Source organism: Mucilaginibacter robiniae, from assembly GCF_012849215.1.
In the GTDB taxonomy this organism is placed as follows: Bacteria; Bacteroidota; Bacteroidia; order Sphingobacteriales; family Sphingobacteriaceae; genus Mucilaginibacter; species Mucilaginibacter robiniae.
This window is the reverse complement of the sequence record NZ_CP051682.1, coordinates 1,343,284-1,365,253: the sequence shown is the minus strand read 5'-3', so window position 1 is coordinate 1,365,253 and position 21,970 is coordinate 1,343,284. Positions and strand designations below refer to the sequence as shown.

21 protein-coding genes are annotated in these 21,970 nt (G+C 39.0%); 11 read left to right on the top strand and 10 right to left on the bottom strand.

Annotation, left to right across the window (positions count from 1 at the left end; all coding sequences use genetic code 11):
- The first annotated feature begins 26 nt into the window (after positions 1 to 26).
- Positions 27 to 836, top strand: coding sequence for an SDR family NAD(P)-dependent oxidoreductase (locus HH214_RS06050; protein ID WP_169606478.1), 810 nt, complete (start codon positions 27 to 29; stop codon positions 834 to 836).
- A 196-nt stretch (positions 837 to 1,032) separates the two neighbouring features.
- Here the strand turns inward: HH214_RS06050 and HH214_RS06045 are convergent, their stop codons facing one another.
- Positions 1,033 to 1,452: a lyase family protein gene (locus HH214_RS06045; RefSeq protein ID WP_169606477.1), complete on the bottom strand. Its 420-nt coding sequence runs from the start codon at positions 1,450 to 1,452 to the stop codon at positions 1,033 to 1,035.
- Between the two features lie 25 nt (positions 1,453 to 1,477).
- Positions 1,478 to 2,359 carry a lyase family protein gene (locus HH214_RS06040; protein ID WP_169606476.1) on the bottom strand — a complete coding sequence of 294 codons (882 nt, stop codon included), beginning with the start codon at positions 2,357 to 2,359 and terminating at the stop codon, positions 1,478 to 1,480.
- Positions 2,360 to 2,894: 535 nt separating this feature from the next.
- Here HH214_RS06040 and HH214_RS06030 point away from each other — a divergent pair.
- Complete coding sequence (locus HH214_RS06030; RefSeq protein ID WP_169606474.1) at positions 2,895 to 3,959, top strand: sodium:calcium antiporter; 1,065 nt, start codon at positions 2,895 to 2,897, stop codon at positions 3,957 to 3,959.
- A 370-nt stretch (positions 3,960 to 4,329) separates the two neighbouring features.
- Here HH214_RS06030 and HH214_RS06025 read toward each other — a convergent pair whose 3' ends face one another.
- Positions 4,330 to 5,532: a GTP-binding protein gene (locus HH214_RS06025; protein ID WP_169606473.1), complete on the bottom strand. Its 1,203-nt coding sequence runs from the start codon at positions 5,530 to 5,532 to the stop codon at positions 4,330 to 4,332.
- A gap of 74 nt (positions 5,533 to 5,606) precedes the next feature.
- Between HH214_RS06025 and HH214_RS06020 the strand changes: the two genes are divergently transcribed.
- From HH214_RS06020 to HH214_RS05990, 7 genes are all read left to right on the top strand, one after another.
- The gene (locus tag HH214_RS06020; RefSeq protein WP_256367686.1) at positions 5,607 to 6,026 is read left to right on the top strand and encodes a MerC domain-containing protein; all 420 of its coding nucleotides are present in this window, start codon (positions 5,607 to 5,609) and stop codon (positions 6,024 to 6,026) included.
- 190 nt (positions 6,027 to 6,216) lie between these two features.
- A complete protein-coding gene (locus HH214_RS06015) occupies positions 6,217 to 6,864 on the top strand; it encodes an ABC transporter ATP-binding protein (protein ID WP_169606472.1) in 648 nt (215 codons plus the stop codon).
- The gene (locus HH214_RS06010; protein ID WP_169606471.1) at positions 6,865 to 8,076 is read left to right on the top strand and encodes an ABC transporter permease; all 1,212 of its coding nucleotides are present in this window, start codon (positions 6,865 to 6,867) and stop codon (positions 8,074 to 8,076) included.
- Positions 8,076 to 8,576, top strand: a complete 501-nt coding sequence (locus HH214_RS06005; RefSeq protein WP_248282218.1) for a hypothetical protein — start codon at positions 8,076 to 8,078, stop codon at positions 8,574 to 8,576. The genes HH214_RS06010 and HH214_RS06005 overlap by 1 nt, the downstream gene beginning before the upstream one ends.
- Before the next feature lie 246 nt (positions 8,577 to 8,822).
- The gene (locus HH214_RS06000) at positions 8,823 to 9,068 is read left to right on the top strand and encodes a hypothetical protein (protein ID WP_169606470.1); all 246 of its coding nucleotides are present in this window, start codon (positions 8,823 to 8,825) and stop codon (positions 9,066 to 9,068) included.
- A complete protein-coding gene (locus HH214_RS05995; protein WP_169606469.1) occupies positions 9,068 to 10,036 on the top strand; it encodes a CobW family GTP-binding protein in 969 nt (322 codons plus the stop codon). The genes HH214_RS06000 and HH214_RS05995 overlap by 1 nt, the downstream gene beginning before the upstream one ends.
- A gap of 208 nt (positions 10,037 to 10,244) precedes the next feature.
- Positions 10,245 to 10,679 carry a Fur family transcriptional regulator gene (locus HH214_RS05990; protein WP_169606468.1) on the top strand — a complete coding sequence of 145 codons (435 nt, stop codon included), beginning with the start codon at positions 10,245 to 10,247 and terminating at the stop codon, positions 10,677 to 10,679.
- Between the two features lie 335 nt (positions 10,680 to 11,014).
- On the opposite strand, the gene msrB is transcribed toward HH214_RS05990, so the two are convergent.
- From msrB to HH214_RS05955, 7 genes are all read right to left on the bottom strand, one after another.
- Complete coding sequence (gene msrB, locus HH214_RS05985) at positions 11,015 to 11,530, bottom strand: peptide-methionine (R)-S-oxide reductase MsrB (RefSeq protein ID WP_169606467.1); 516 nt, start codon at positions 11,528 to 11,530, stop codon at positions 11,015 to 11,017.
- Positions 11,530 to 12,117 carry a peptide-methionine (S)-S-oxide reductase MsrA gene (msrA, locus tag HH214_RS05980; RefSeq protein ID WP_169606466.1) on the bottom strand — a complete coding sequence of 196 codons (588 nt, stop codon included), beginning with the start codon at positions 12,115 to 12,117 and terminating at the stop codon, positions 11,530 to 11,532. The genes msrB and msrA overlap by 1 nt, the downstream gene beginning before the upstream one ends.
- Before the next feature lie 143 nt (positions 12,118 to 12,260).
- Positions 12,261 to 13,241: an amidohydrolase family protein gene (locus HH214_RS05975; RefSeq protein ID WP_169606465.1), complete on the bottom strand. Its 981-nt coding sequence runs from the start codon at positions 13,239 to 13,241 to the stop codon at positions 12,261 to 12,263.
- A 160-nt stretch (positions 13,242 to 13,401) separates the two neighbouring features.
- Positions 13,402 to 13,965 (bottom strand): lipocalin family protein, encoded by a 564-nt coding sequence (locus HH214_RS05970; RefSeq protein WP_169606464.1) that lies wholly within the window; start codon positions 13,963 to 13,965, stop codon positions 13,402 to 13,404.
- 227 nt (positions 13,966 to 14,192) lie between these two features.
- Positions 14,193 to 15,479 (bottom strand): PepSY-associated TM helix domain-containing protein, encoded by a 1,287-nt coding sequence (locus tag HH214_RS05965; RefSeq protein WP_169606463.1) that lies wholly within the window; start codon positions 15,477 to 15,479, stop codon positions 14,193 to 14,195.
- Positions 15,480 to 15,519: 40 nt separating this feature from the next.
- A complete protein-coding gene (locus HH214_RS05960; protein ID WP_169606462.1) occupies positions 15,520 to 16,752 on the bottom strand; it encodes a DUF4374 domain-containing protein in 1,233 nt (410 codons plus the stop codon).
- A gap of 8 nt (positions 16,753 to 16,760) precedes the next feature.
- Positions 16,761 to 19,112, bottom strand: coding sequence for a TonB-dependent receptor (locus tag HH214_RS05955; protein ID WP_169606461.1), 2,352 nt, complete (start codon positions 19,110 to 19,112; stop codon positions 16,761 to 16,763).
- A 675-nt stretch (positions 19,113 to 19,787) separates the two neighbouring features.
- Between HH214_RS05955 and HH214_RS05950 the strand changes: the two genes are divergently transcribed.
- The gene (locus HH214_RS05950; protein WP_169606460.1) at positions 19,788 to 20,651 is read left to right on the top strand and encodes a glycerophosphodiester phosphodiesterase family protein; all 864 of its coding nucleotides are present in this window, start codon (positions 19,788 to 19,790) and stop codon (positions 20,649 to 20,651) included.
- Positions 20,652 to 20,717: 66 nt separating this feature from the next.
- Positions 20,718 to 21,965 (top strand): YdcF family protein, encoded by a 1,248-nt coding sequence (locus HH214_RS05945; protein WP_169606459.1) that lies wholly within the window; start codon positions 20,718 to 20,720, stop codon positions 21,963 to 21,965.
- Positions 21,966 to 21,970 lie beyond the last annotated feature (5 nt).

Below are 21,970 nucleotides of genomic sequence, written 5' to 3'. Positions count from 1 at the left end.
TTTGAGAGTTTTGTAACCCTACAAAGATGACGGCTGCTACCGCATCAGCTGCATTCCAGGGGTGGTCAGTTTCGCCCGGAATCCCTGGTCAGTTTGCCCCGGAATGGGGTGGTCAGTTTACGCCGGAACGCCTGACCTCTTTAAGACAGAACACCTGGTCATTTTCAGCAGAATACCCAGTTTATCTAGGCAGCCGCAATTTGGAAAGCGGATCTGCCGCAGTAGAAAAGCTTAAAGCTGATGGGATCAGCAACGTTGAAGCCATTCAGCTGGATGTCACCGACCAGGAATCGGTAAATGCCGCCGCCGCAACAATCGGTGGAAAAACGGACATCTTGGATGTACTGATTAATAACGCAGGTGTTTCGGGTGGGTTTCCGCAATCGGCACTTGATGCCACTATCGATCAGTTCAGAACTGTTTATGAAACCAACGTGTTCGGCGTTGTTCGCGTTACACAGGCATTTATAGAGTTGCTCAAAAAAGCTTCCGAGCCTCGCATTGTCAATGTCAGTACAGCAATGGCCTCTCTGTCCCTTTCAGCAGACCCTTCCAGCAGCATGTATCACAATAAGCTGGCGGTATATCAATCAAGTAAATCAGCGTTGAACATGTACACGGTTAATTTGGCCTACACACTACGTGACACCGCGTTTAAAGTGAACATGGTTTGTCCGGGGTATACCAAAACTGATTTTACTGGCCATCAAGGTACTAGTACCGTGCAGGAAGCAGGCGCCCGTATTGCTAAATATGCGCTGATTGGCCAAGATGGTCCCACCGGAAAATATATTAGCGAAGAGTATTTTCCGGAACCGGAAAGCTGTCCTTGGTAAAACTAGAAACCCATAAGAACTATTAAGACTAATGATGAGTTAGTAACTGTGGTTACTAACTCATCATTAGTCTTAGAATAAAGTACATATTATAGGCAGATGAGCGGATATATTCTTGATACCTTGAGCTTAGATTGATTAAAATAAGCTTTAAAAACATAAGTTTCAACTAACAGCAAAGCAATATTCTAGTATGCTACTTATAGTTGTTAATGGTTTGTGTTAACAGTGTATAAGTTAGTTTTAAGTGTTCTTCTTGCTTTTTCAACCAGTTAGTTTTATCAGCAATGTCGGCCTGACTACTGGCAAGCATTTGTTTTACAGAAGAGGTAGCAGGCATACCTATACCCGTTTTTCGTTCAACACTTTGAGCAGGATCTAATGCCACTTGTAATTGTTTGTTTAAAATAGGTAGCGTGTGCCCCAATCGTTTGCGGGCAGCATCCTGAATCATGTTTACTATAATTTGATTTGCGGTTTTCTTTTGCGCCAATGCACGATTAACCACATCTGCAATCAGTTCATGCGCATCACGAAAGTCCAAACCCGCTTGTTGTACCAGTAAATCAGCCAAATCAGTCATTGTAGAAAAGTTTTCCTGGGCATATTTCGACATTATTTACTTGTTCACATGTAATGTTCTAACCACCCCTCATGGCATGCGTTGCCGCCAATACAGTATCTAATGATTTTGGCTCAAGCATTACTCTCACACCGCTATGCTGGTACTCAATGCTGTTTAATGAAGTTAATACGGCCATCAACTGCCCGGTTGTGATAGCAGCCGCTTTTCTGGTTCTTTCTAGTGCATCCGGGTTCTTTTTCTGTGGCATCATACTGCTAATTCCTGCAAAAGAATTATCCAGTTCTACCGAATTGTACTCATCCGTACTCCAAAGCTGAATTTCTGATGCTAGTCGGCTAAGGTCACTCATGTAAATTGCGTTGTCGGAAGCAAACTTTGCAATATGGTCCCACACGGCAGTTCCTTTAATAGTGTTTGCCACAAGTCCGTTAAAGCCCAAGAGCTGAGCTACTCTTTGCCTGTTTAAGGGCCAGCTAGTACCTCCGCTTGCACCAGCGCCTAAAGGGCATTGATCTATCCGGGCATAAAGTTCAATGTACCGACCTAAGCTTTTGGTCAAGCTTTCATCAATAGCCATGAGGTAATGCGCCAGTGTGACGGGCTGTGCTTCTTTACGGTGGGTGTAAACTACCATAACGGTTTGCAGGTTTTCCGGCGCTTTTTCTTGAATTACGTTACGCAGTTGAATAATCGATTCGATGATTTTAAGCAGTTGGTTACGCAGATACATGCGGTTGGTAGTATTATCCATATCATTGCGGCTGCGACCAGTGTGCATCTTGCCGCCAACGCTTCCTATTTCTTTAATAAGTGCTGCTTCATAAGGAAGATAAACCTGTAATGACGGATCTGCGTAGGCTAGCTGGTCAACTTTTTTCAACTCTTGCAGGATGGTACCGGCTTCTTGATGACTGATAATGTTTTGCTCAGCAAGCATAATGACATAAGCTTTATGCAAAAAGCTTTGGTAAGGAAAGGTAGCGCTAATAAGGTTTTCATTACTGGTTTCGTAATCATAAAGTTCCTGAAACTCCGGCGCTTTTGAGCCTGATGTTCATCCAATCCGGCTGGCATCTTGCAGGGAACTTTGATGATTGTTGGCTAGGCTGTCTGTGGTGAATTATTTTGAATGGAGTAGCTGGGCCTTTAATAAGTTCGGTAAAGCTAAACTAATAACTGTTGCTAAAACAAGCCTATAATGATTTTGGTGCTTCATATAATATAAATCCAAACAGTAAATATATATAATTGCAACAATGTTTCATTTGTTGTTAATGGGACTTTTTTACTAAGATTGTTGTTAAAAGCGGGTATGCGCTTTACTATCATTGTGCAGAGCTGGTATAAAATACTCAGGTTGGTAGACATAGTGAGCATTTGTACCAGCCTGAGCTTCTTTCTGTTCAGAGAAATGCAAGTTTAATTTAACCTTTCAAGTGCTTTCATGTTAGTTAACCATAAATAAATATTTGATGGATTTATCCGCACTTTCTTTGCCAGTACTTTTAGCGATCTTTATCGTAGCTGCAGTTGCTATCTGGTTAGCTGGCATCAAGCTATCTGATACAACTGATATTCTATCGTCCAGATTAGGTTTGGGAGAGGCATTAGGCGGAGCAATCATTCTTGCTGTGGTCACCAATTTGCCAGAAATAGCGATTACAGTAAGTGCCGCTCTAAAGGGTGACTTAGGAATTGCTATCGGTAACATTTTAGGTGGCATTGCCATCCAAACCGTTGTGCTGGTCATATTGGATGCATTTGGTTTGGGCAAATCTGGTACACTCAGCTTTAAAGCTGCCTCCATACCCTTAATTCTGGAGGCGCTATCCGTAGTTACTATTTTAGCTGTGGTAGTGCTCGGGCACCAGTTACCTGCATCTTTAATCTACTTTCACATACCACCGGCCAGCTTGCTGATTGTCATCATCTGGATGGTAAGCTTATGGTTAGTCAATAAAGCAAATAAAGATCTGCCTTGGAAAGAACAGGGGCAAGCACCCGACAGCCAAAAGGAAGCCAAAGGCCATGCTAAGGATAAAAAGGATCAGCAGGCTAAAGCCAAAAGTACTGGCAAAGTAACTATGCTATTTTTATTGTGTGCACTCGTTACCTTAGTGGCTGGGGTGGCCTTAGAAGAAAGCGGCGATGCTATTGCTAAAGAGATTCACATGGGTGGCGTGGTGTTTGGAGCAACAGTACTTGCGCTGGCTACCTCTCTGCCTGAAATATCCACTGGCTTAACTTCTGTGAAGATGGGCGATTACAAAATGGCTATGAGCGATATTTTTGGTGGAAATGCGTTTTTGCCAGTATTATTTTTGATAGCTGCTCTACTGTCAGGAAAAGCACCTTTACCACAGGCTCAGAATACAGATATTTATTTAACGAGCTTGGCCATTCTGTTAACTGTTATTTATATCTGCGGTATGATATTCAGACCGCGAAAGCTGTTCTTGAACATGGGTGCTGATTCCTTATTAGTTCTAATCATTTATTTACTAGGTGTGGGTGGGTTGCTCGTCATTGCTCATTAGCGCAGTGGTACCATCTAGATAAGTCCAGTTACTTTGTCTATTGAATACAGCTGCACTGTATTGAACAATCTTGCCATCTTTATTAATAACCAATATTTTACACTCATTTTCTAAGTTTATAATCCCTAATTATGGCATCATACAGACTACCTGCCGAATAATCTACATGGTAATAGTATTAAGGTAAGAAAAGTATTATGCTTTGCCGGCTTAATTAAGGCATTTTACAGCCAACACTACGCATTTCTTAATAGACGCTTCCTTGTAGGATAATGGTAGCGCTATTACTAACGCTACACTCGTTTTTCTTGATGATTAAAGTAATGTATTTTAGAGCATAACCAAGGATGAGGCCAACACGAAAGCAAGTCTATAAAACTTTTGTGAAAGGATCTGTAAAAAATTGTTGGCTTTTATAGGCTTCCATTTCTGCATTGCTAATTAAGCAAGCTTGTAATTCGGAAATTACATGGTCTTTATCCATGTTTTGCCCAATAAAAACAAGTTCGTTCATGCGGTCGCCAAAGTTAACAGACCAACGTGCTTCAATTTCATGCTGGTTGTTTATAAAATCCGCATATTGGATACGTTCTTTGTAAGGCATAGATGCCCACCAGGTACCAGCATGATCAACTTTGAGCGAACCACCAGCCTGAGAGAAAGTAAGCGCCTCATGACGCCTTGAAGCCAGCCAGAACATGCCTTTAGCTCTGATAATGTTATGTGGATAATCTTCATTTAAGTAAATCCAAAAGCGCTCAGGGTGAAACGGCTTTTGTGAACGAAATACTACTGAGCTAATGCCATATTCTTCTGTTTCAGGTGTATGATGCCCTTCCAGTTCCTTAATCCAGCCGGCAGATTGTGACGCCTTTTCAAAGTCAAAACTGTTAGTATTTAATAGCTTTTCAAGCTGTACTTTTCCAAATTGACTCTCCATTAGCTCAGCTTCCGGGTTTAATTTTTTAATAAACGCTTTGAGCAGCTCCAGATTATGCGGCATAATAAGGTCGGTTTTATTCAGCACAATTACATTGGCAAATTCAATCTGATCTGTAAGCAGGTTAACGATGGTTCGCTCATCAGCTACATTTTCTGTTAATTGGCGGTCCTGCAATTTATCACTGCTCACGTAATCATTAAAAAAGTTAAAGCAATCAATTACTGTTACCATGGTATCCAAACGGCTGAAGCGGCTCAAATCTATGTTCTGGTTATCATCGGCATAGGTAAACGTTTGCGCCACAGGTATAGGCTCAGATATTCCGGTACTTTCAATTAGCAGATAATCAAAGCGTTTTTCCTGTGCCAAGCGTTCTACTTCCATCATTAAATCTTCGCGTAAGGTGCAGCAAATACAACCGTTGCTCATCTCAATCAGCTTCTCTTCTGTTCTGGATAAAGTGTTTTCGCCCGCAACTAACTTGGCATCAATGTTTACCTCACTCATGTCATTTACAATTACGGCTACGCGTAAATATTCTTTATTGTGTAAAATATGGTTGAGTAATGTGGTTTTACCAGCGCCTAAAAAGCCGCTGAGTACGGTTACCGGTAGTCTATTGTCTTTCATGTACACTTTTTTACAAAAGTAGATTAAAAACATATTAATGCAACTATGTTGCCTTTGTTTGTTATTTTTGTAAAATGATAACGCAAGGTATTTACCGCCGACTCGACCATATTGGTATAAGTTTGTCTTTATTATGTGCAATTCATTGCGCAATGCTGCCATTAATATTAACTGTACTTCCACTACTTGGATTAGGCTTCTTAGCAAGCGAGTACTGGGAGATAGGTATTATTGGAAGTTCATTAATTGTTGGCTGCACCTCTTTAATCAGTAGCTATATCAAGAATCGTGTGGTTATGCCATTGTTGATTCTGGTAGCCGGTTTTACAATTATTACTATTGGAAAACTATGCATTACTGAAGCGTATGAATGGATGTTTATGACTGCCGGAGGATTGCTGGTAGCAACTGCACATTTTTATAATTGGAGGCTAATTCATAAAGAAGTTGAAAGTTCTACATGCTGTGCTAGCAATCAATGTCCTAATGCTTAATGTAGCAACAGTATCTCAAGTAAGTTGATTGGATAAAATAAATATAGTTCTGCTATGCCTAACCATAAAAAACTAAGGTGGTGCTTCATTATACTAACTTCTATGTTAAGCCCTGCCTGCAAACATTCTTCATCCAGCCCACAGGTTGTTTACCAGCAGTATATACATGCACATTTAAGTACTAAGGTTTATGTTAAATAAACAAATAGCCTTGCAGCTGAATGGTATATGGCACCAATATAGAGGACAATCCCCGCTGCATTTTGCCAATTGGCAGATTGCACAAGGCGAACAGTGGCTTATGCTGGGAAAGTCGGGTAGCGGTAAAACTACGTTAATGCATATTATGGCAGGGTTGCTCAAGCCTCATAATGGCGAAGTTATTCTACATCAACAATCCTTGTATCAATTACCGCCAGGCCAGTTAGATCGTTTACGTGGCCAGCATGTGGGCATTGTTTTTCAGCAGCCTCACTTGCTGAAAAGTTTAACTGTAGCTGAAAATATGTTGCTAGCGCAATATGTAGGTGGAAAAGCACAAAGCAAGTCATTGGTAAACCAAGTGCTTTCTTCACTACATATTTATCAGGAAAGACATAAAAAGCCGCATCAGTTGAGCCAGGGGCAGCTACAGCGGGCTGCAATTGCCAGAGCAATAATTAACCAGCCCACCATATTGATAGCGGATGAACCAACTTCAAGCCTTGATGATGGTAATGCTTATTCGGTACTGGAATTGTTGCTGGAGCAATCATCCACTACAAACATGACCCTTATTATAGCCACGCATGATCAGCGGGTGAAAAGCCGGCTATCCTTACAATATATACTTTCCTGAATGAATCTCTTAAAATTAAGCTATCTGGATTTAAAAGCAACAGCATTAACTACCTTGCTTAATTTACTGCTAATTGCTTTTGGCATAGGTATCTTAACTATACTGATGCTGTCCGATCGACAACTTAATGATCAATTGGAAGCCAATACTAAAAATATTGATTTGGTTGTAGGAGCAAAAGGTAGTCCATTGCAGCTTGTATTAAGCAGTATATTTTATGTTGATTTCCCGACAGGAAATATACCACTCAAAGATGCACAACAGTTGATGCACAACCCTATGGTGAAACTGGCGGTACCTTTAGCTTTGGGCGACAATTATAATGGTTACCGTATCGCAGGCACTAATACTTCGTTTATTCAACTTTATAATTTAACACTGCAAAGTGGCTGTTACTGGAAGCGGGATTTTGAAGTAACCGTAGGCTGCAACGTAGCTCGGGAGGAGCATTTACACCTGGGTAGCCATTTTTTTGGCGCACACGGGTTAACCTCACAGAGTGATGTGCATAAGGCACATGCCTATGTCGTAACCGGCATATTAAGGCCACAACATAATGTAACAGATAATTTGGTACTAACAAGCGTTGCTAGTGTATGGCGTATGCATGAGCATGAAGATGAACATTTGATAACACAAAGCGAAATGCACGATAGGAGTGGCAATAGCAAAGAAATTACTTCCATCTTAATTCAATACTGGTCACCTATGTCGGTAGCTATGTTTCCGCGTATGGTTAATCAAGTTACTAATCTACAAGCAGCCTCGCCCGCAATGGAAAGTGCGCGGCTGTTTAGCTTAATAGGCATAGGTATAAAAACATTACAAAATTTAGCTTACCTGATTATGCTCATATCTGGAATTAGCGTTTTCATCAGCTTGTACAATTCTTTGAAAGAGCAGCGATATGAATTGGCTATACTCCGCAGTATTGGGGCATTACCAAGCACTTTGTTCAGCTTAATGGTATTAAAAGCATTGCTACTCACGTTTTGTGGTTCATTATTCGGGTTAATAGCAGGCCATGTTATTTTGATATGGATTGGATTTCACCAGCAGGCAGATCAACCTACTCTTGATAGCACCTCATTTATTTATAATGAAGTTTATCTTGTTTTAGCTGCTTTAGGCGTGGGCTTTTTAGCGGTACTTATTCCTGCTATACAGGCTTACCGAACACCAATTTCTCAAACCCTGGCTCAATTACAATAATGAGGTACATTTTAGTTCATTCTTTTTGTAAAGCCTTCAGGCTCTTGGCGGTGTTGATTTGCCTTGTAGCTGGATTGTATTTGTTTTGTACAAATACTGTCTATGCACAACGGCCTCATCTAGCCAGTGATCAGATTGACTCTTTTAACTGGGGCATAATTGGACTTATAAAATTTAACCAAGTAAGTAGTACCGAAGTTTATCCGGTATATAGTGAAACTGTAAAGCGGTTTGAAAATAAACCTTTTGAACTGCAGGGCTATATGATACCAGTACAAAGCGGACGTAATCAGAATTGTTTTTTGCTGGCAACCCTCCCCGTTAACCAGTGTTACTTTTGTGGTAAGAATGGTGTGCCTATAATGATATTGGTAAACATGTCTGCACCTATCCAATTAACTTTTAAATCAATCAAGGTGACAGGAAAACTTACACTTGAAAATACCAATGCTGTAAAATATGTACCGGTTAGTTTGGAACATGCAGTTTTATTACCATAATTTCTCAAAGGGGGTAGTAATTGAAACGGACTATCCGTAAATGATGAAGGATCAGGTCATCAATATTCCGCATGTTTTTAACTTGTGCATTCATCTTATACCCATTTTCTACTAATTGCGAGCTACATGAACAAAAGTATGATATTACAATAAGTAAGTGAGCTGATGCAAAATTCTTTGACACATGGATAAGGGGAGAATTCAGACCAATGTGAAAGTTTTGTTAAATGCAATTAAGTTGCAATTATGGAATTTAATTATATTTGCATCAAGAAATTGCCTATGTATTTACCTCAGAACTATCAGGAATGGTATCGTTGTATAACTGTTGATTGTAAAATTGAACCCAGTGCAGAGTTTTTTAAACAACGCATACAAGCATTATTAAATGAAAGTGACAGCTATACTCAAGATTTTATCAGCTTATATGGTATAGAATATCATCAGCAGGTGGTGCAATGGTTTGAACAGGCCAGTTTGCAAGTAAGCTGATGAGTAAGCTTTTAGCTAAACCGGTGATGTTAATTACCGGTTTTCTGGGTGCGGGTAAAACTACCTTTTTGAATGCGCTTATTCAATACCAGCACAATCAGCGACTGGCTATTATTGAAAATGAATTTGGCGAAGAACCTATAGATGGTGAATTGATTATCGGTGCAGATAACGACATTTATGAATTGAGTAATGGTTGCTTGTGCTGTAGCCTTAATCAAGATTTTTACGTGTTATTGGAAGAACTTTGGGGCCGAAGGAATGAGTTTGATGAACTGGTAATTGAAACAACTGGCATTGCTGATCCTGCATCAGTAGCTTCACCTTTCCTTACCTCTCAATCTATATCTTGTTATTACCAGCTTAAGCGTGTGGTTTGCTTAATAGATGCACGACATATTGAAGAACAGCTCAAGAATACTGTTGAAGCGCGTAAACAAATCAGTTTTAGCGATATTTTGCTGATTACAAAAACAGATCTTATTGAAGATAATTACTTACCTTACCTAGAAAACCTACTGGACGAAATCAATCCGTTTGCACAAATGCTTTCTGGAAACAAAACACAATATCCTTTTGCAGAATTATTCGCTATTGAACGACATGCTATAGTAAAGAAGCGGCCTAAGTTTAGCCTTGCACCTGTGCCAGTTAAACACCATCAGCATGATGATCTGGTATCATTAAGCTTTACGTTTACAGAACCATTTAGTATATCCCTACTGCAGCATCAGCTCACCGCGTTTCTCATTTTTCAAGCAAAAGATGTATATCGGGTAAAAGGTATTATATATGTAGAAGCTCATTCTAGAAAAATTATTGTACAATCTGTAAATGCCAATCTGGTAGTTGAATATGGTGAGGAGTGGCAGGATGATGAACTCAAACAAAGCCGAATAGTATTTATTGGTAAACAGCTAAAACCAGCAGGGTTTGAACGGATGTTAAAGCTCTGTTTGATAGCTTAGTGGTACTTTATAGATGTTGAATTTGAGAGTGGGTAACCTACAAATGTACAACAATAGCAGTTTATTAGGCGTACCGTTGCACTTGCCTTAACGTTACCTGAAACAGGCTGTGTTCTGTAAGTGCATGTAATAAATTAGATAAAAGTTTGACAAGCTAACTACTAATGGAGTTTTAGCTAGAGCAACTTATTGTTAAATTTGTGTTGATATGGAAACCGATTTTGAAAACTTGTTACGCAAGAACCATTTAAAGGTTACCCAACCCCGACTGAGCGTGCTTCAAATTATTGCTGAGCGGGATGCAGCCATTTCTCAACCTGTTTTAGAGAAAATGATGGGCGATGAAGTAGACAGGGTTACGTTGTACCGAATACTAAAAACCTTTGAAGAAAAAGGAATATTGCATAAAGTAATGGACCTAAACGGGACAGCTAACTACGCAATATGTTCTTCTTCCTGTACAGAACACGAGCACCATGATGAGCATTTTCATTTCAACTGCACTAATTGTCATCAGGTTTATTGTATGAACAATTTCCATTTGCCACCTATACAATTACCTAGCGGTTTTAAAGCTGGTTCTTTAACCTTAGCCATCACCGGGATTTGCAATCATTGCAACGAGAAAGTACAAAGTAGCTAAATATTACTTTTTATATTCTTGCCCGCCATCCTACGCTCGCTTTCCTGCATTTTGAGAATAGTAAATAAATTGTTAAATACAAGATGCTAATCTTTTCCGGGTAGTCGTTCTTTTAGCTGATGAATTTTAGGGTGTACAAAGCGCTAAAATATTTTAGGCTGATCTAGTAAACTTCTCTGCAGAGAGCAACAAGATGTAGGTAACCTTAACAGCAGATCCCAATATCGGCTTGTAGGTAAACATGCGCACAAATGATCTACACATCATTGCTTTTTAGATATTACTTATATAATAACTAAAAGGAGGGGAAATAACTTTTACTAATTAGTTCCAACTTAAAGGCCTTGATCAGGCTGGAAATCTAGTGAAACAGAATTCATGCAAAAACGCTTGTGGGTAGGTGGTGGGCCATCATCAAAAATGTGCCCTAAATGTGATTCGCAACGAGCGCAACGTACCTCCACGCGGTGCATACCATAAGAGTTATCTGTTAAATAAACCACACTATTCTTACGCACAGGCTCAAAGAAACTTGGCCAACCACAATCGCTCGCAAATTTAGCATTCGAACGAAATAGCTTATTACCACAAACAGCACAATAATAAGTACCCTTAGCGCTGCTATTCCAGTACTTGCCGGTAAAAGCCTGCTCTGTGTCACTTTCCCGGGCTACTTTGTAAAGCTTGGCCGGAAGTATCTTTTTCCATTCGGCATTACTCACCTTTAACGGACGAATATCAGTATTAGAATAATATGGATTTTGCTCATGGCCCTGACTACTTTTTAAGTTTTGAGCCCATAAGTTTGTATTTAGCAGCAAAAGAAATGCTATGAGGATGTTAAATTTCATTACTTAAGTTTGTTTTTGAATACTGCCTTAAACTTATCTAGTTCTGGTTGTATCACGTATTTACAATAAGGCTGGCTGCCGTTCTGGTTGAAATAGTTTTGATGATAATCTTCAGCCTTGTAAAACACGGTGAATGGTACAACTTGTGTTACAATTTTGCTCTTATAAGCATTAGCTGCATTTAGTTTAGTAATATAATACTCAGCTTTTTGTTTTTGCTGAGCGCCATGGTAGAAAATAGCTGAGCGGTATTGCGTGCCTACATCATTACCTTGACGGTTAAGCTGTGTAGGGTCATGTGCTACGAAAAAGGCTTCTAGTAATTCATCATAGCTGATAACAGCAGGGTCATACACAATATTACAAGTTTCAGCATGGCCTGTTGTACCAGTACAAACCTGCTTATACGTAGGATTAGCAACATGACCACCGCTAAAACCAGATACAACCTTTTTCACACCACGCAACTGCTGAAATTTGGCTTCTGTACACCAGAAACAACCTGTAGCAAAAGTAGCAGTGTCTGTTTTAGCCGGTTTAAGAGCTGAGTGTGTAAACAACGATATAAATAGAAGTAATCTTATCATATTATAACTAACGTTAAAATTAAAAGGATAGATGTTGGCTGAACTTTGTTTGAAATTTAAATGACAAATAATTTATCTGCACAAATGTATTAGCTCGCTTAACCTGAAGGGTTTAAATGCGGATTCATTTTTGTTGCGTCAAATCAAAGTCCTAATAATTTATCTGCATTTTCATGAGCAATCTTTGCCACTTGGTCAGCGGGTAGCTGTATATTATTCAAAAATTCAATACCCATCTGGTTACTGCTGAAAGGATAATCTACCGATAGCATGATATTGTCAATCCCAATAGTATCTAGCGCTAACTGTAGTGGTGGTTGCGTGAAAAAACCGCTAGTAGTAATATGAAGTTGCTGCCGGAAAGTATCAGCCAAAGTACGCTGGTTCTCTCCACCTGCTCCTAGTTTAAAAGCGCGTTCCGAGCGTACCCACATTATAGGTAACATTTCGCCCATGTGGCCAATGATGATTTTCAGCTTTGGGTATCTATCAAATGTACCAGCCGCCAAAAGCCGAAGTACATGAATTGCTGTTTCGGAATGCCATCCCCATCCCCAGCAGGCAATGGCTTCAAATGGACCAGTTTTGCTCCCAACGTTACTGTAGTAAGCATCCATAACCGCTTGAGGTGGAATTCCAGGATGAATATAAATCGGAACACCCAGCTTTTCAGCTCTTTCAAAAACAGGAGCAAATTTGGGTGCGTCCAAGAATTCACCGTTGATGAGTCCTTTAATCATAGCTCCTCGAAAGTTGTAGTCCTTCACTGTACGTTCCAACTCGTCAGCAGCTGCTGCTGGTGCAGTCATCGGCAAATGTGCAAAAGCTGCAAATCTTTCAGGATGATCTTTAATTTTTTCAGCTAGCAGGTCATTATATTTTGAGGCGAAATCTGGAGCAGAGCTATTATCTAATAAATTTACATCCGTATTTTCTACTGAGAGCACCTGCATCGATATACCAGATTCATTCATGGAGGCTAAACGTTCACCAGTGATGTCTTCCAGTTTGGGCATCATCTGCAGGGCAGCGTTGGATGGTCTCCTGTTTCCTAAAATACCATCGGGTATCAAATTAATCATCTCGGGAAAGGATACATGTTCTTCTAAGGTTACTACTCTCATTTTAATGGATTTTTAACAATGCAGACCAACACTTAAAATGAACCAATGATGCTGGCAACACTACTCTTTTTGATCAAAGACTAAAAAATACGTTTGTATAAGAAAAGTGCATAAATGGAAATAAGACACCTTTAAGTAAGTGCGTTTGTACTATATAGTATTACTCCGTGCTACTATGCTTTGTCCAAATCAACTTATCCGTTTGATAGCCTAAACTTTCTGCAAGTTGTAGGTATTGTGTTTTGACGTTTTCTGGTATAGAAGTAACCCTTGATAGGATCCATAAATAACTCAGGTTATGGCCAGCAACTAATGCATAGTTGTAATCTGCATCTATAGCCAACACGTTGTAGCCTGCATAAAAAGGTCCAAAGAAAGAAACTTTGAGCCTTGCCTCATTCGGATCATTTACAATCTTCGCTTTACCGATGCTTTCCTTCCATTTTTGTTCTTTAACATCGTAACCCCTGTTATCCACACGAATGCTATCATCTGAATTTAATGTATAAACGGCAGTTACATCTCGCAAACTTTTCTCAAACCTAAACGGCATTCGAGCTATCTCAAACCACTTGCCCAAATACTTTTGCAGATTAAATGGTTGAACTGCTGTAGCTCCTTTGGGAATGCTTACCCAAGAAGAAGATAAGCCTACAGTTAAGGCTACAGCACCTAAGCCAGCACCTACAATAAGTGGCCATTTATTTGATTTAATATCATGCATAATTTGCGTTGCTGATTTTTTAAAATAATCAACTTAGATTTTAACAGTCGCAATCCGCATTTTGTTCAATGTTATAACGCATGATACTTTATAGGAGTACAAATATTGTGAATAATAGAAGGTGCCAATTATAAATTTTATCTATAATCAAAGAAGTCTTTAACTTGATATGGCTAAGGACTTCTTTGATTGTTAAGATATAAATTTCAGTGAGCTTTTTAGCTTAACTACGTTTCAATAACAGGTATCTTTCTGTTGGTACGTTTAACTAAGTATAACTTTTTTTCTTTAATATTAGCCTCTTCAATAAGAGCCGATTTTCGAGGTTTTTTGTTGCGCTTGCCCCACCATACCAAGAAGCCGGTTATGGGTAAACTGGCCCCAATTAACGATGCTAAAAAGGCCATGATTTTTCCTGGAAAACCAAGTACTGTACCAATATGAATATCATAATTCATTTTGCGCAATTTTTGACCAAATCCAGCTTTATCGTAAGATATGGCATAAGCGTCTTTGCGTTTCATGGGCTGTAACGTGTACTGATCAAAAGTATAGCTTTTATTGTTGTAAAACTGGCCGGCTGTAGGATAAACCATGATGTCAATAGCTGATTGTGCATCTTCAGGATTAGGAAAGTTGTAGTAAAAACCCATTGATTGTGGATTATCTGCCAATACTTTGTTCCAAAGTATATCCATAGCTATCTTAGGTTCTAATGCTTTATTGCGCTGTAAGCTATCTGATGATGAACGTCTAAACTCTTTCATCTTTTCCCCACCGGTAGTTACCCAATACAAACCATTACTGAACCAACTTAAGCCGATAACCATGCCTGTAAACGCAATGGCTAATAGAAAGAGCATGGAATAGAATCCTAATACGTTATGCAAATCCAAGTTTACCCGCTTGAAAGAAGCACCCCATTTAATTTTAAAACTTTTGTCGCGTGTGGCTCTATTCCATTTTTTTGGGTACCACCATACTAATCCTGTAATAAGCAGAACTACAAAAACCAGCGTGGCATAATTTACAATGGGGCGACCAATGTTGTATGGTAGCCATAATGCTCTGTGCCCGTTTAAAATAAACCGGAAAAAGTCTGTTTGTCCTCTTTTACTAATCTGTTTTGAAATGATTTGTCCGGTGTACGGGTTTATTTTTAGTAAAACGCCTCCACCTCGGCGGTCTACAACTTTTCCGGCTTTGCGCAAGGTAAGGTTAATAGCTCTTCCTTGTTGGTAATTGGCGTAAAAAGGAACAAAGTTTGGGTATTCAGCTTTTGCAATATTTACCAGAGCCGATGGTGTCAATACCGGCTTTTTCTGGTAAGTAATTTTTGATTCGGGTTCTAGTATGCCGGTAATTTCTTCATTAAATACCCAAATGCACCCGGTAATACATACAATAAACACAATGATACCAGAAGCAAGTCCCAGCCATAAGTGCAGCCAATTATTAATCCGCCTCAATAATGAATCTTTTGATTTTTTTGATACAGTAGTTTGGGGTTTCATTGTGTTAGGTTTTATATGTAATTATTCTATTGCAAAATGATTATTTCAGGTACTGAACAGCGGTAATGGTTCCACCTGATACTTTTAAACCGCGGGTAGCTGTTTGTGTAGAAGCATCAACTTTATAAATGTAGCCTGTACCATCTTTCAGATTGACGCCGATGTAGCCAATCTTGCCATCTTTAGGTGTATAGTTATTAGTGGTTAAGCTGTTAATTTCAGTATTAGCCGGTAATCCACTAACTTTTTTGAAGGTTTTATCTACCACGTTAATAATGCCAACATTTAGCCCGTTAGTGTAAGCACCTTTTTCTGCTTTAGTAGTAGCAGCAACAATAAATGTATTATTACCTAGGTACAGCCAATTGGTGATATTCATGCCAGCGCTTGCGTCTTCAAAGTTGAACAAATAGGATTTATCAAACTCTGTTGTGCCGGCTTTGATACGGACAATAGCTGATGGTTTGGCTGAGCTAAGCTTAGTTCCATCAGTGGCTACTGACCCAGAGAAGCCATAAACATCATTATTTTCGGTAACCGCTAAACCATCTGTAAAATACTTACCAATAAAACTGGTGCGGTTATCTTTAATCACCTTCTCCAGCTTCATATCAGCATAATTGAAAACAGCAATCCAAGCACTATCAGGATAGGCGGTTTTAAAAGTATTGTCTTTAATACAGAAATAAGGCGCATATACCTTGTTACCTACTTGTTTTATCCAGCTAAAGTGAGCTAACTCGCCATTGCCTGCAAGCTGTAAGGTATTCGTTGTACCTTCAGAGGTAATTAGCAGATTATTCGTATTAACTTTATACCAGGTAGACAGCGGACTTGCAGGGCTTCTTGAAATTTTAAACAATAATAAATCATCATCAACAGGAGCAAAGGCCTGAACTGTTTCTGTTTGGAAGTTGGTGAGTTTGTTTAGCTTACCATCTTTAATATTGTAAGCTGTTACTGCACCCGGGTTTCCCTGGCCATATAGCATACTGAAAAACTTATTATTGCTGGTTACATAGTAACGGTATGTGCCATCCTGTTCTACCCCGCTACGAACGGTAGTTATAGAACCGGTATCCAAACTGCTGGAAGTAAGTAAGTAGTCTGCTACACCGGTGGAAGCTGCCGGAGTAATTGTTACAATGTATTTGCCCGAGTTGCTAGAAGATCCACCAGAGTTGTCAGGATTTACAGTATCGTTTGTGCTTTTTGAGCAAGACGCTAAAGATGCTGCTATCAATAGCGTTGCTAGTGTAGTTTTAATATTCATATTAAAAATTATTTGTGGGTTTTGTTAAAGAAATATCTGAGGTTAAGGTAGAATGCGCGTCCAGGCTTTTGCAAACTGAAGTTGTCGTATAGGTAAGCATTAAAGAGATTACGACATTCAAGCCCAACATTGTATTTACCGCCTGCCATGGTGTAAACCAAGCTAACATCATGGCTTATTTGCTGTGGAATACCATATTTTTTTTCAGTTTCATTTCTGCCGCCATAGCTTGGCCAGTAAAGCCAGAAAGCATGTACATATAGTAGGTTGTAACTGATATTTAAATTATTACCCGACCTTCCTACGTTTTTGAGCGATACAGAAGCATCACTGTTGCCAAATAAGAAAGGAATGTTTGGCATTTGATCTTTGTACAATAAACTTACGCTGGTATAACCAGGTTCATATTTTTGCAAGTTTTGCAGGTACTGGTAAGTGAGCGTTGTCCCAACAGAAAGCCAGCTCCGATAGGAGTATCTGATTTCGCCATCACCACCAATGGTGCTTACGCCATCACGATTATCTGCTACCAATTTGGTTTGGTTATTATTTAGCCTGTAAAAGATGAAGTTACTTGCATGCCGATAGAATGCATTAGCATTTACTAAAAACCGGTTATCTGAGTTAATAGCAAAGTTGTAGTTCAAACCTAAGTTCACATTTTTGCTTTGCTCTGGCTTCAGGTTTGGATTGCCTTCTTGATTTTCAACATCACCGAAAATCTCTTGAGCCTCTGGTAATCGATTTGTTAATTCGTATGAAGATTTTATTTGCAGGTTAGGGATTACAAAATAGGTTGCTGCAACACCATACCCGAATTTATTGGTTGAAGCCTGGCCTTGAGCATTGCCGGTAACATTGTGTTGGTACAACTGTTTACCAAAAATTGAGGCACTCCACTTATCTTTTATATCATAGGTATAGCCAATCCCTAATACATTCTTTTGCGTTTTCTTCGGTAGCTCGTTTGCGGTAACAGTAGGATTTAGTACATCGCTGCCTTTGCGATTAAAGGTGTTAAAAACATCGCTTACTGCAATGCTTTGATTATCACTCAGGCGGTAGTTCGCCATTGCTGTGGCAATACCATTATGGTTTTTGTATTTGTACAAACTTCTGGACCGTTCACCATTAGATCCAGTAGGTTTAAGAGTTCCATACCAATCATACCGGCCATTTACGGTATCAATATTTTGTTCGGTACCTAAGTTGTAGTTGGCATTTAAGGTTAAATCAAGACCTTTAATGAGGTTTACTTTTTTGTATTTGAAGGTGGGCATTACAATATCACCCCGACGATGCCAAGCTCCAAATACAGAAACCATGCGAGCGCCTGTTTGTATCTCTTTATAGTTTTTACCTAGAGTAATACCGAATAATAGTTTATCGGCAAATCTCTTGTCAACCACGCCAATATTGGCAATTAATGTTTCATTGTGATACTGATCATGAAACCGGCGTACAATAGCGTTTGGTGTATAAGCTCCTGTATAAGCATCAGAAACATCAACTTTAACTTTATAGTCGTTATCCGAATAATTTTGAAATGCATTTAGTTGTAGGGTATAGCCCTTTTTGCTGGTAACTGCTGCGTTAATTACGCTACGGTGCGTATTAAAAGAACCATAGGAGTATGATGCATCGATGTAGTTGCGATAACGGTCGCCAGTAATAATGTTAATTGCGCCTCCCAATGCATCGGAGCCTAACCATACAGGTACAACACCCTTGTAAACTTCAACGCGTTCGGCAATATTGATAGGGATATTGTTGATTTGGAAAGAACTACCAAAGTTTTCCATGGGTATTCCATCAATGAAAAAACGCACGTGATTGCCTGACAAACCATTGAGTGATAAGTTAAAATCTGAACCTACACCACCTGACTCCCGAACACGTACACCCGATACCCTATCAAGCGCATCTGCTAAGTTTAGCGTAGTATTATATAACTTTTTAGCATCTACAGCTGTTACATTAAAGGCTTGACGATTACTTTCCTGAACAGCACTACGTCCGGTAACAGTAACTGTTTGCATGTCAACAGTATTGTCGTCTAGGGTTATTTTTAAAGTAGCATTGTTAGTTTGGTTCAGGCTAACCTGTTTTACTTGTGTTTTATACCCTATAGCACGTAGTACTAATGTATAATGACCTGGTTTTAAATTGCGTAGCATGAAAAAGCCTGAATCATCAGAAATAGTGCCGGAAGTAGTGTTCTGTAGAGTAACGGTAACTCCTGCAAGAGGCTCGTCTGCATTGTTTTTCAGATAGCCCTTGAGCGTTGATAAGTTTTGAGCGTAGGTAAAAAAACTACAGGCACACAAGAATGCCAATAGCAGATTTTTTGTAAATTGCATTGCTTTTTAAATGACTCTTTGAGAAGCATCCCAGTTCCCGCTGGGAAGAGCCGTATAGTTCCCGCTGTACGGCTCAATTTTTATATTGCTTTGACAAATATAGTCTTATTTAGATTAATTCCAAACAGTGTTCTTTGATTTGTAGTTTATATGAATTGTTATTTGCATATAAAATTCTGTAATACAAGGTATTATATTGAATTAAAAAAGCTAAATATTTAAAACGAGGCTATTCAATAAAAATATAGGAAGGGATATAATCTTCTAATGAAATGTAAATAATAGTAATTCGGGCAGATAAGGCAAGTACCCGAGTCAATTTGGATAATTCTATATTTTCAATATCAAAATTAGCTTTGGTTTTTGCCATCAAGTGTCAAAATTGTTTTTATGGTCGGATTATAGTTCTGCTTAAAACTCTGAAATGCATAAGTTTATTCGGTAGATACGCATTACTGATCGAATACAGTCTGCTTTTCTGTTGAAATAGAGTTTGCGTTGTTAATAGTATGTTTATAAAGTCTTGTATTATATAGATTAATCCATTGCTGGGCATTTGAAAGCTTGTTAAGGCATTCCGTTAACGCTAAATAATTGTTAGCGGAATATTATATAATTAATTGGCTGGTAGCCGTAGGCAAGTAAGCTATACTTTTATAGCACAAACTAAATTGTATGAAAGTATTTACTCTAACTATCATTAGTTCATTTTTTGCGTTTCAGCTTGCTACTGCTCAAAGCAAGGTAATGGTGGCTGCACACCGTGGAGACTGGCGTAATGCTCCGGAAAATTCACTAAGAGCATTTCAAAGTGCTGCTGCCATGGGGGTTGATATTGTGGAGTTGGATTTAAAAAAGACTAAAGATGGCGAAATCGTAATTATGCATGATGAAACCATTAGCCGTACTACTGATGGTAAAGGTAAACCTGCCGATTATACTTTTGAAGAGATTCGTCAATTGAGATTGAAAAACGGGTTAGGACGTGTAACTGCCTACAATCCGATACCAACGCTTAAAGAAGTAATGTTGGCACTTAAAGGTACTTCGGTTAAAGTAAACTTGGATAAAAGCTGGCCTTATTACAATGAGGCTTACACCATTTTACAACAAACCGGCACATTAAAGCAGGCCATATTCAAATCTGAACTACCTTATGATAGTTTGAAAGCTCGATATCCACAATTGATAAGCAACATTATTTATATGCCGGTGGTCAATTTAGATAAACCCTACGCTAAAAAGTTTATTACTGATTACCTGAAAAATATGAAGCCTTATGGTTTCGAAATGAACTTTACACGAGATACTTCAAAAATATTGACTGATCATCAGTTTATTACCAAGACAGGTGCTAAAATTTGGATTAACTCATTATGGGCATCATTGAATGCGGGACATGATGATGACTTAGCTGTGGATGAAAATAATAAAAAAGATAGCTGGGATTGGATCATTGCCCATGATGCCGCCATTGTTCAAACAGATAGGCCACAGCAGTTGCTTGATTATTTACGAAAAAAGAAGTTACATGAGTAACCTCTTATGCTAACCTATAGTTTATATTAAATATGAGTTGTTCGTGTTTTCGCTTAATCATGTAATATGAAAAAAATACTATTGTTTGTATTGTTCGCTTGTACAAGTTTTACTGCTTTTTCACAAGCAGTAAAACCCATGCTGCTTGACAAAGCCAATGTATCTGCCAATTGGATGCAGATTAAAAATTACTATCTACTTACCTTGTTACAGCAAGACGTAGAAGTTAGTAAAATGTTAATTAATGATCCGCAACTTGCACGGCTTACCAAAGAAAAAGTAGATGCCTGTACGGCATCTTTAAACTGTAAAGAGGTTTCGTGTTTTACCGCTAATAACAAGTTTTCTGATACGGAAATCAAATTGGTGAGTGATAGGTTACAGGCATTGTATCAGCCAGCAAACCCATTGGGTAAATTGGTACAGGGAAAACTTACTCCATCAGGTAGGTATAACCTCTATAAAGATGCTTCACCTGTTGAACTTTTAGTAAAAGCCTGGGAGCAGGATGCAGCAGGTATCAATTACGTAATTGATGTTTATGCCGGAGGGCAAAAGCCCAACTATCCACAAATTGATTCTATCAGCTTTAACGTTAAAGCGAAAAGCTATCCTATATTTTTATACAATGCGGCTGGAGTTTTGGCAGAAGATGCTAAAACTGAAAAGTTGTTCTTTGAACCCGGAATGCAAGCAGCGCTGCTTTATTTGGAAATAAATGGTAGGCATGATCCTGCAAATTATGAACCTATGCAAAACACGGTAAATAAGGCTGCCGTCGAACAGATTAAAATTACAAAGTGGAGTACCTACCCATACAGTGTAATTCTGGTCCCCGGGGCTGGTGCCGACGATCTCACCACTGAAATTACTCCCGATGGTATGCTAAGGTGTCGTTTGGCAGCACAGCAGTACTTTAAACATGCTGCACCTTTTATTATGGTATCTGGCGGTAAGGTACATCCTTATAAAACCAAGTACTGCGAAGCTGAAGAGATGAAGAAGTTTTTGGTTGAAACGGTGCATGTGCCGGCAAGTGCCATTATTATGGAGCCACATGCACGGCATACAACTACCAACATGCGTAATGGTGCTAGATTGATGTTCAAGTATGGCATACCATTAAATAAACCCGGAATAGTGATTACCGACCGATCGCAAACTAATGGTATTATCAACATGGCTGCGCGTTGTATGAGGGAGTTAAAATATGTGCCTTACAATCTAGGCAAACATATCTCTGATACCGAAATTGAATTTTACCCTCTTACAAGTGCTTTGCAAATTAATCCTTATGAGCCACTCGATCCATAGAATTT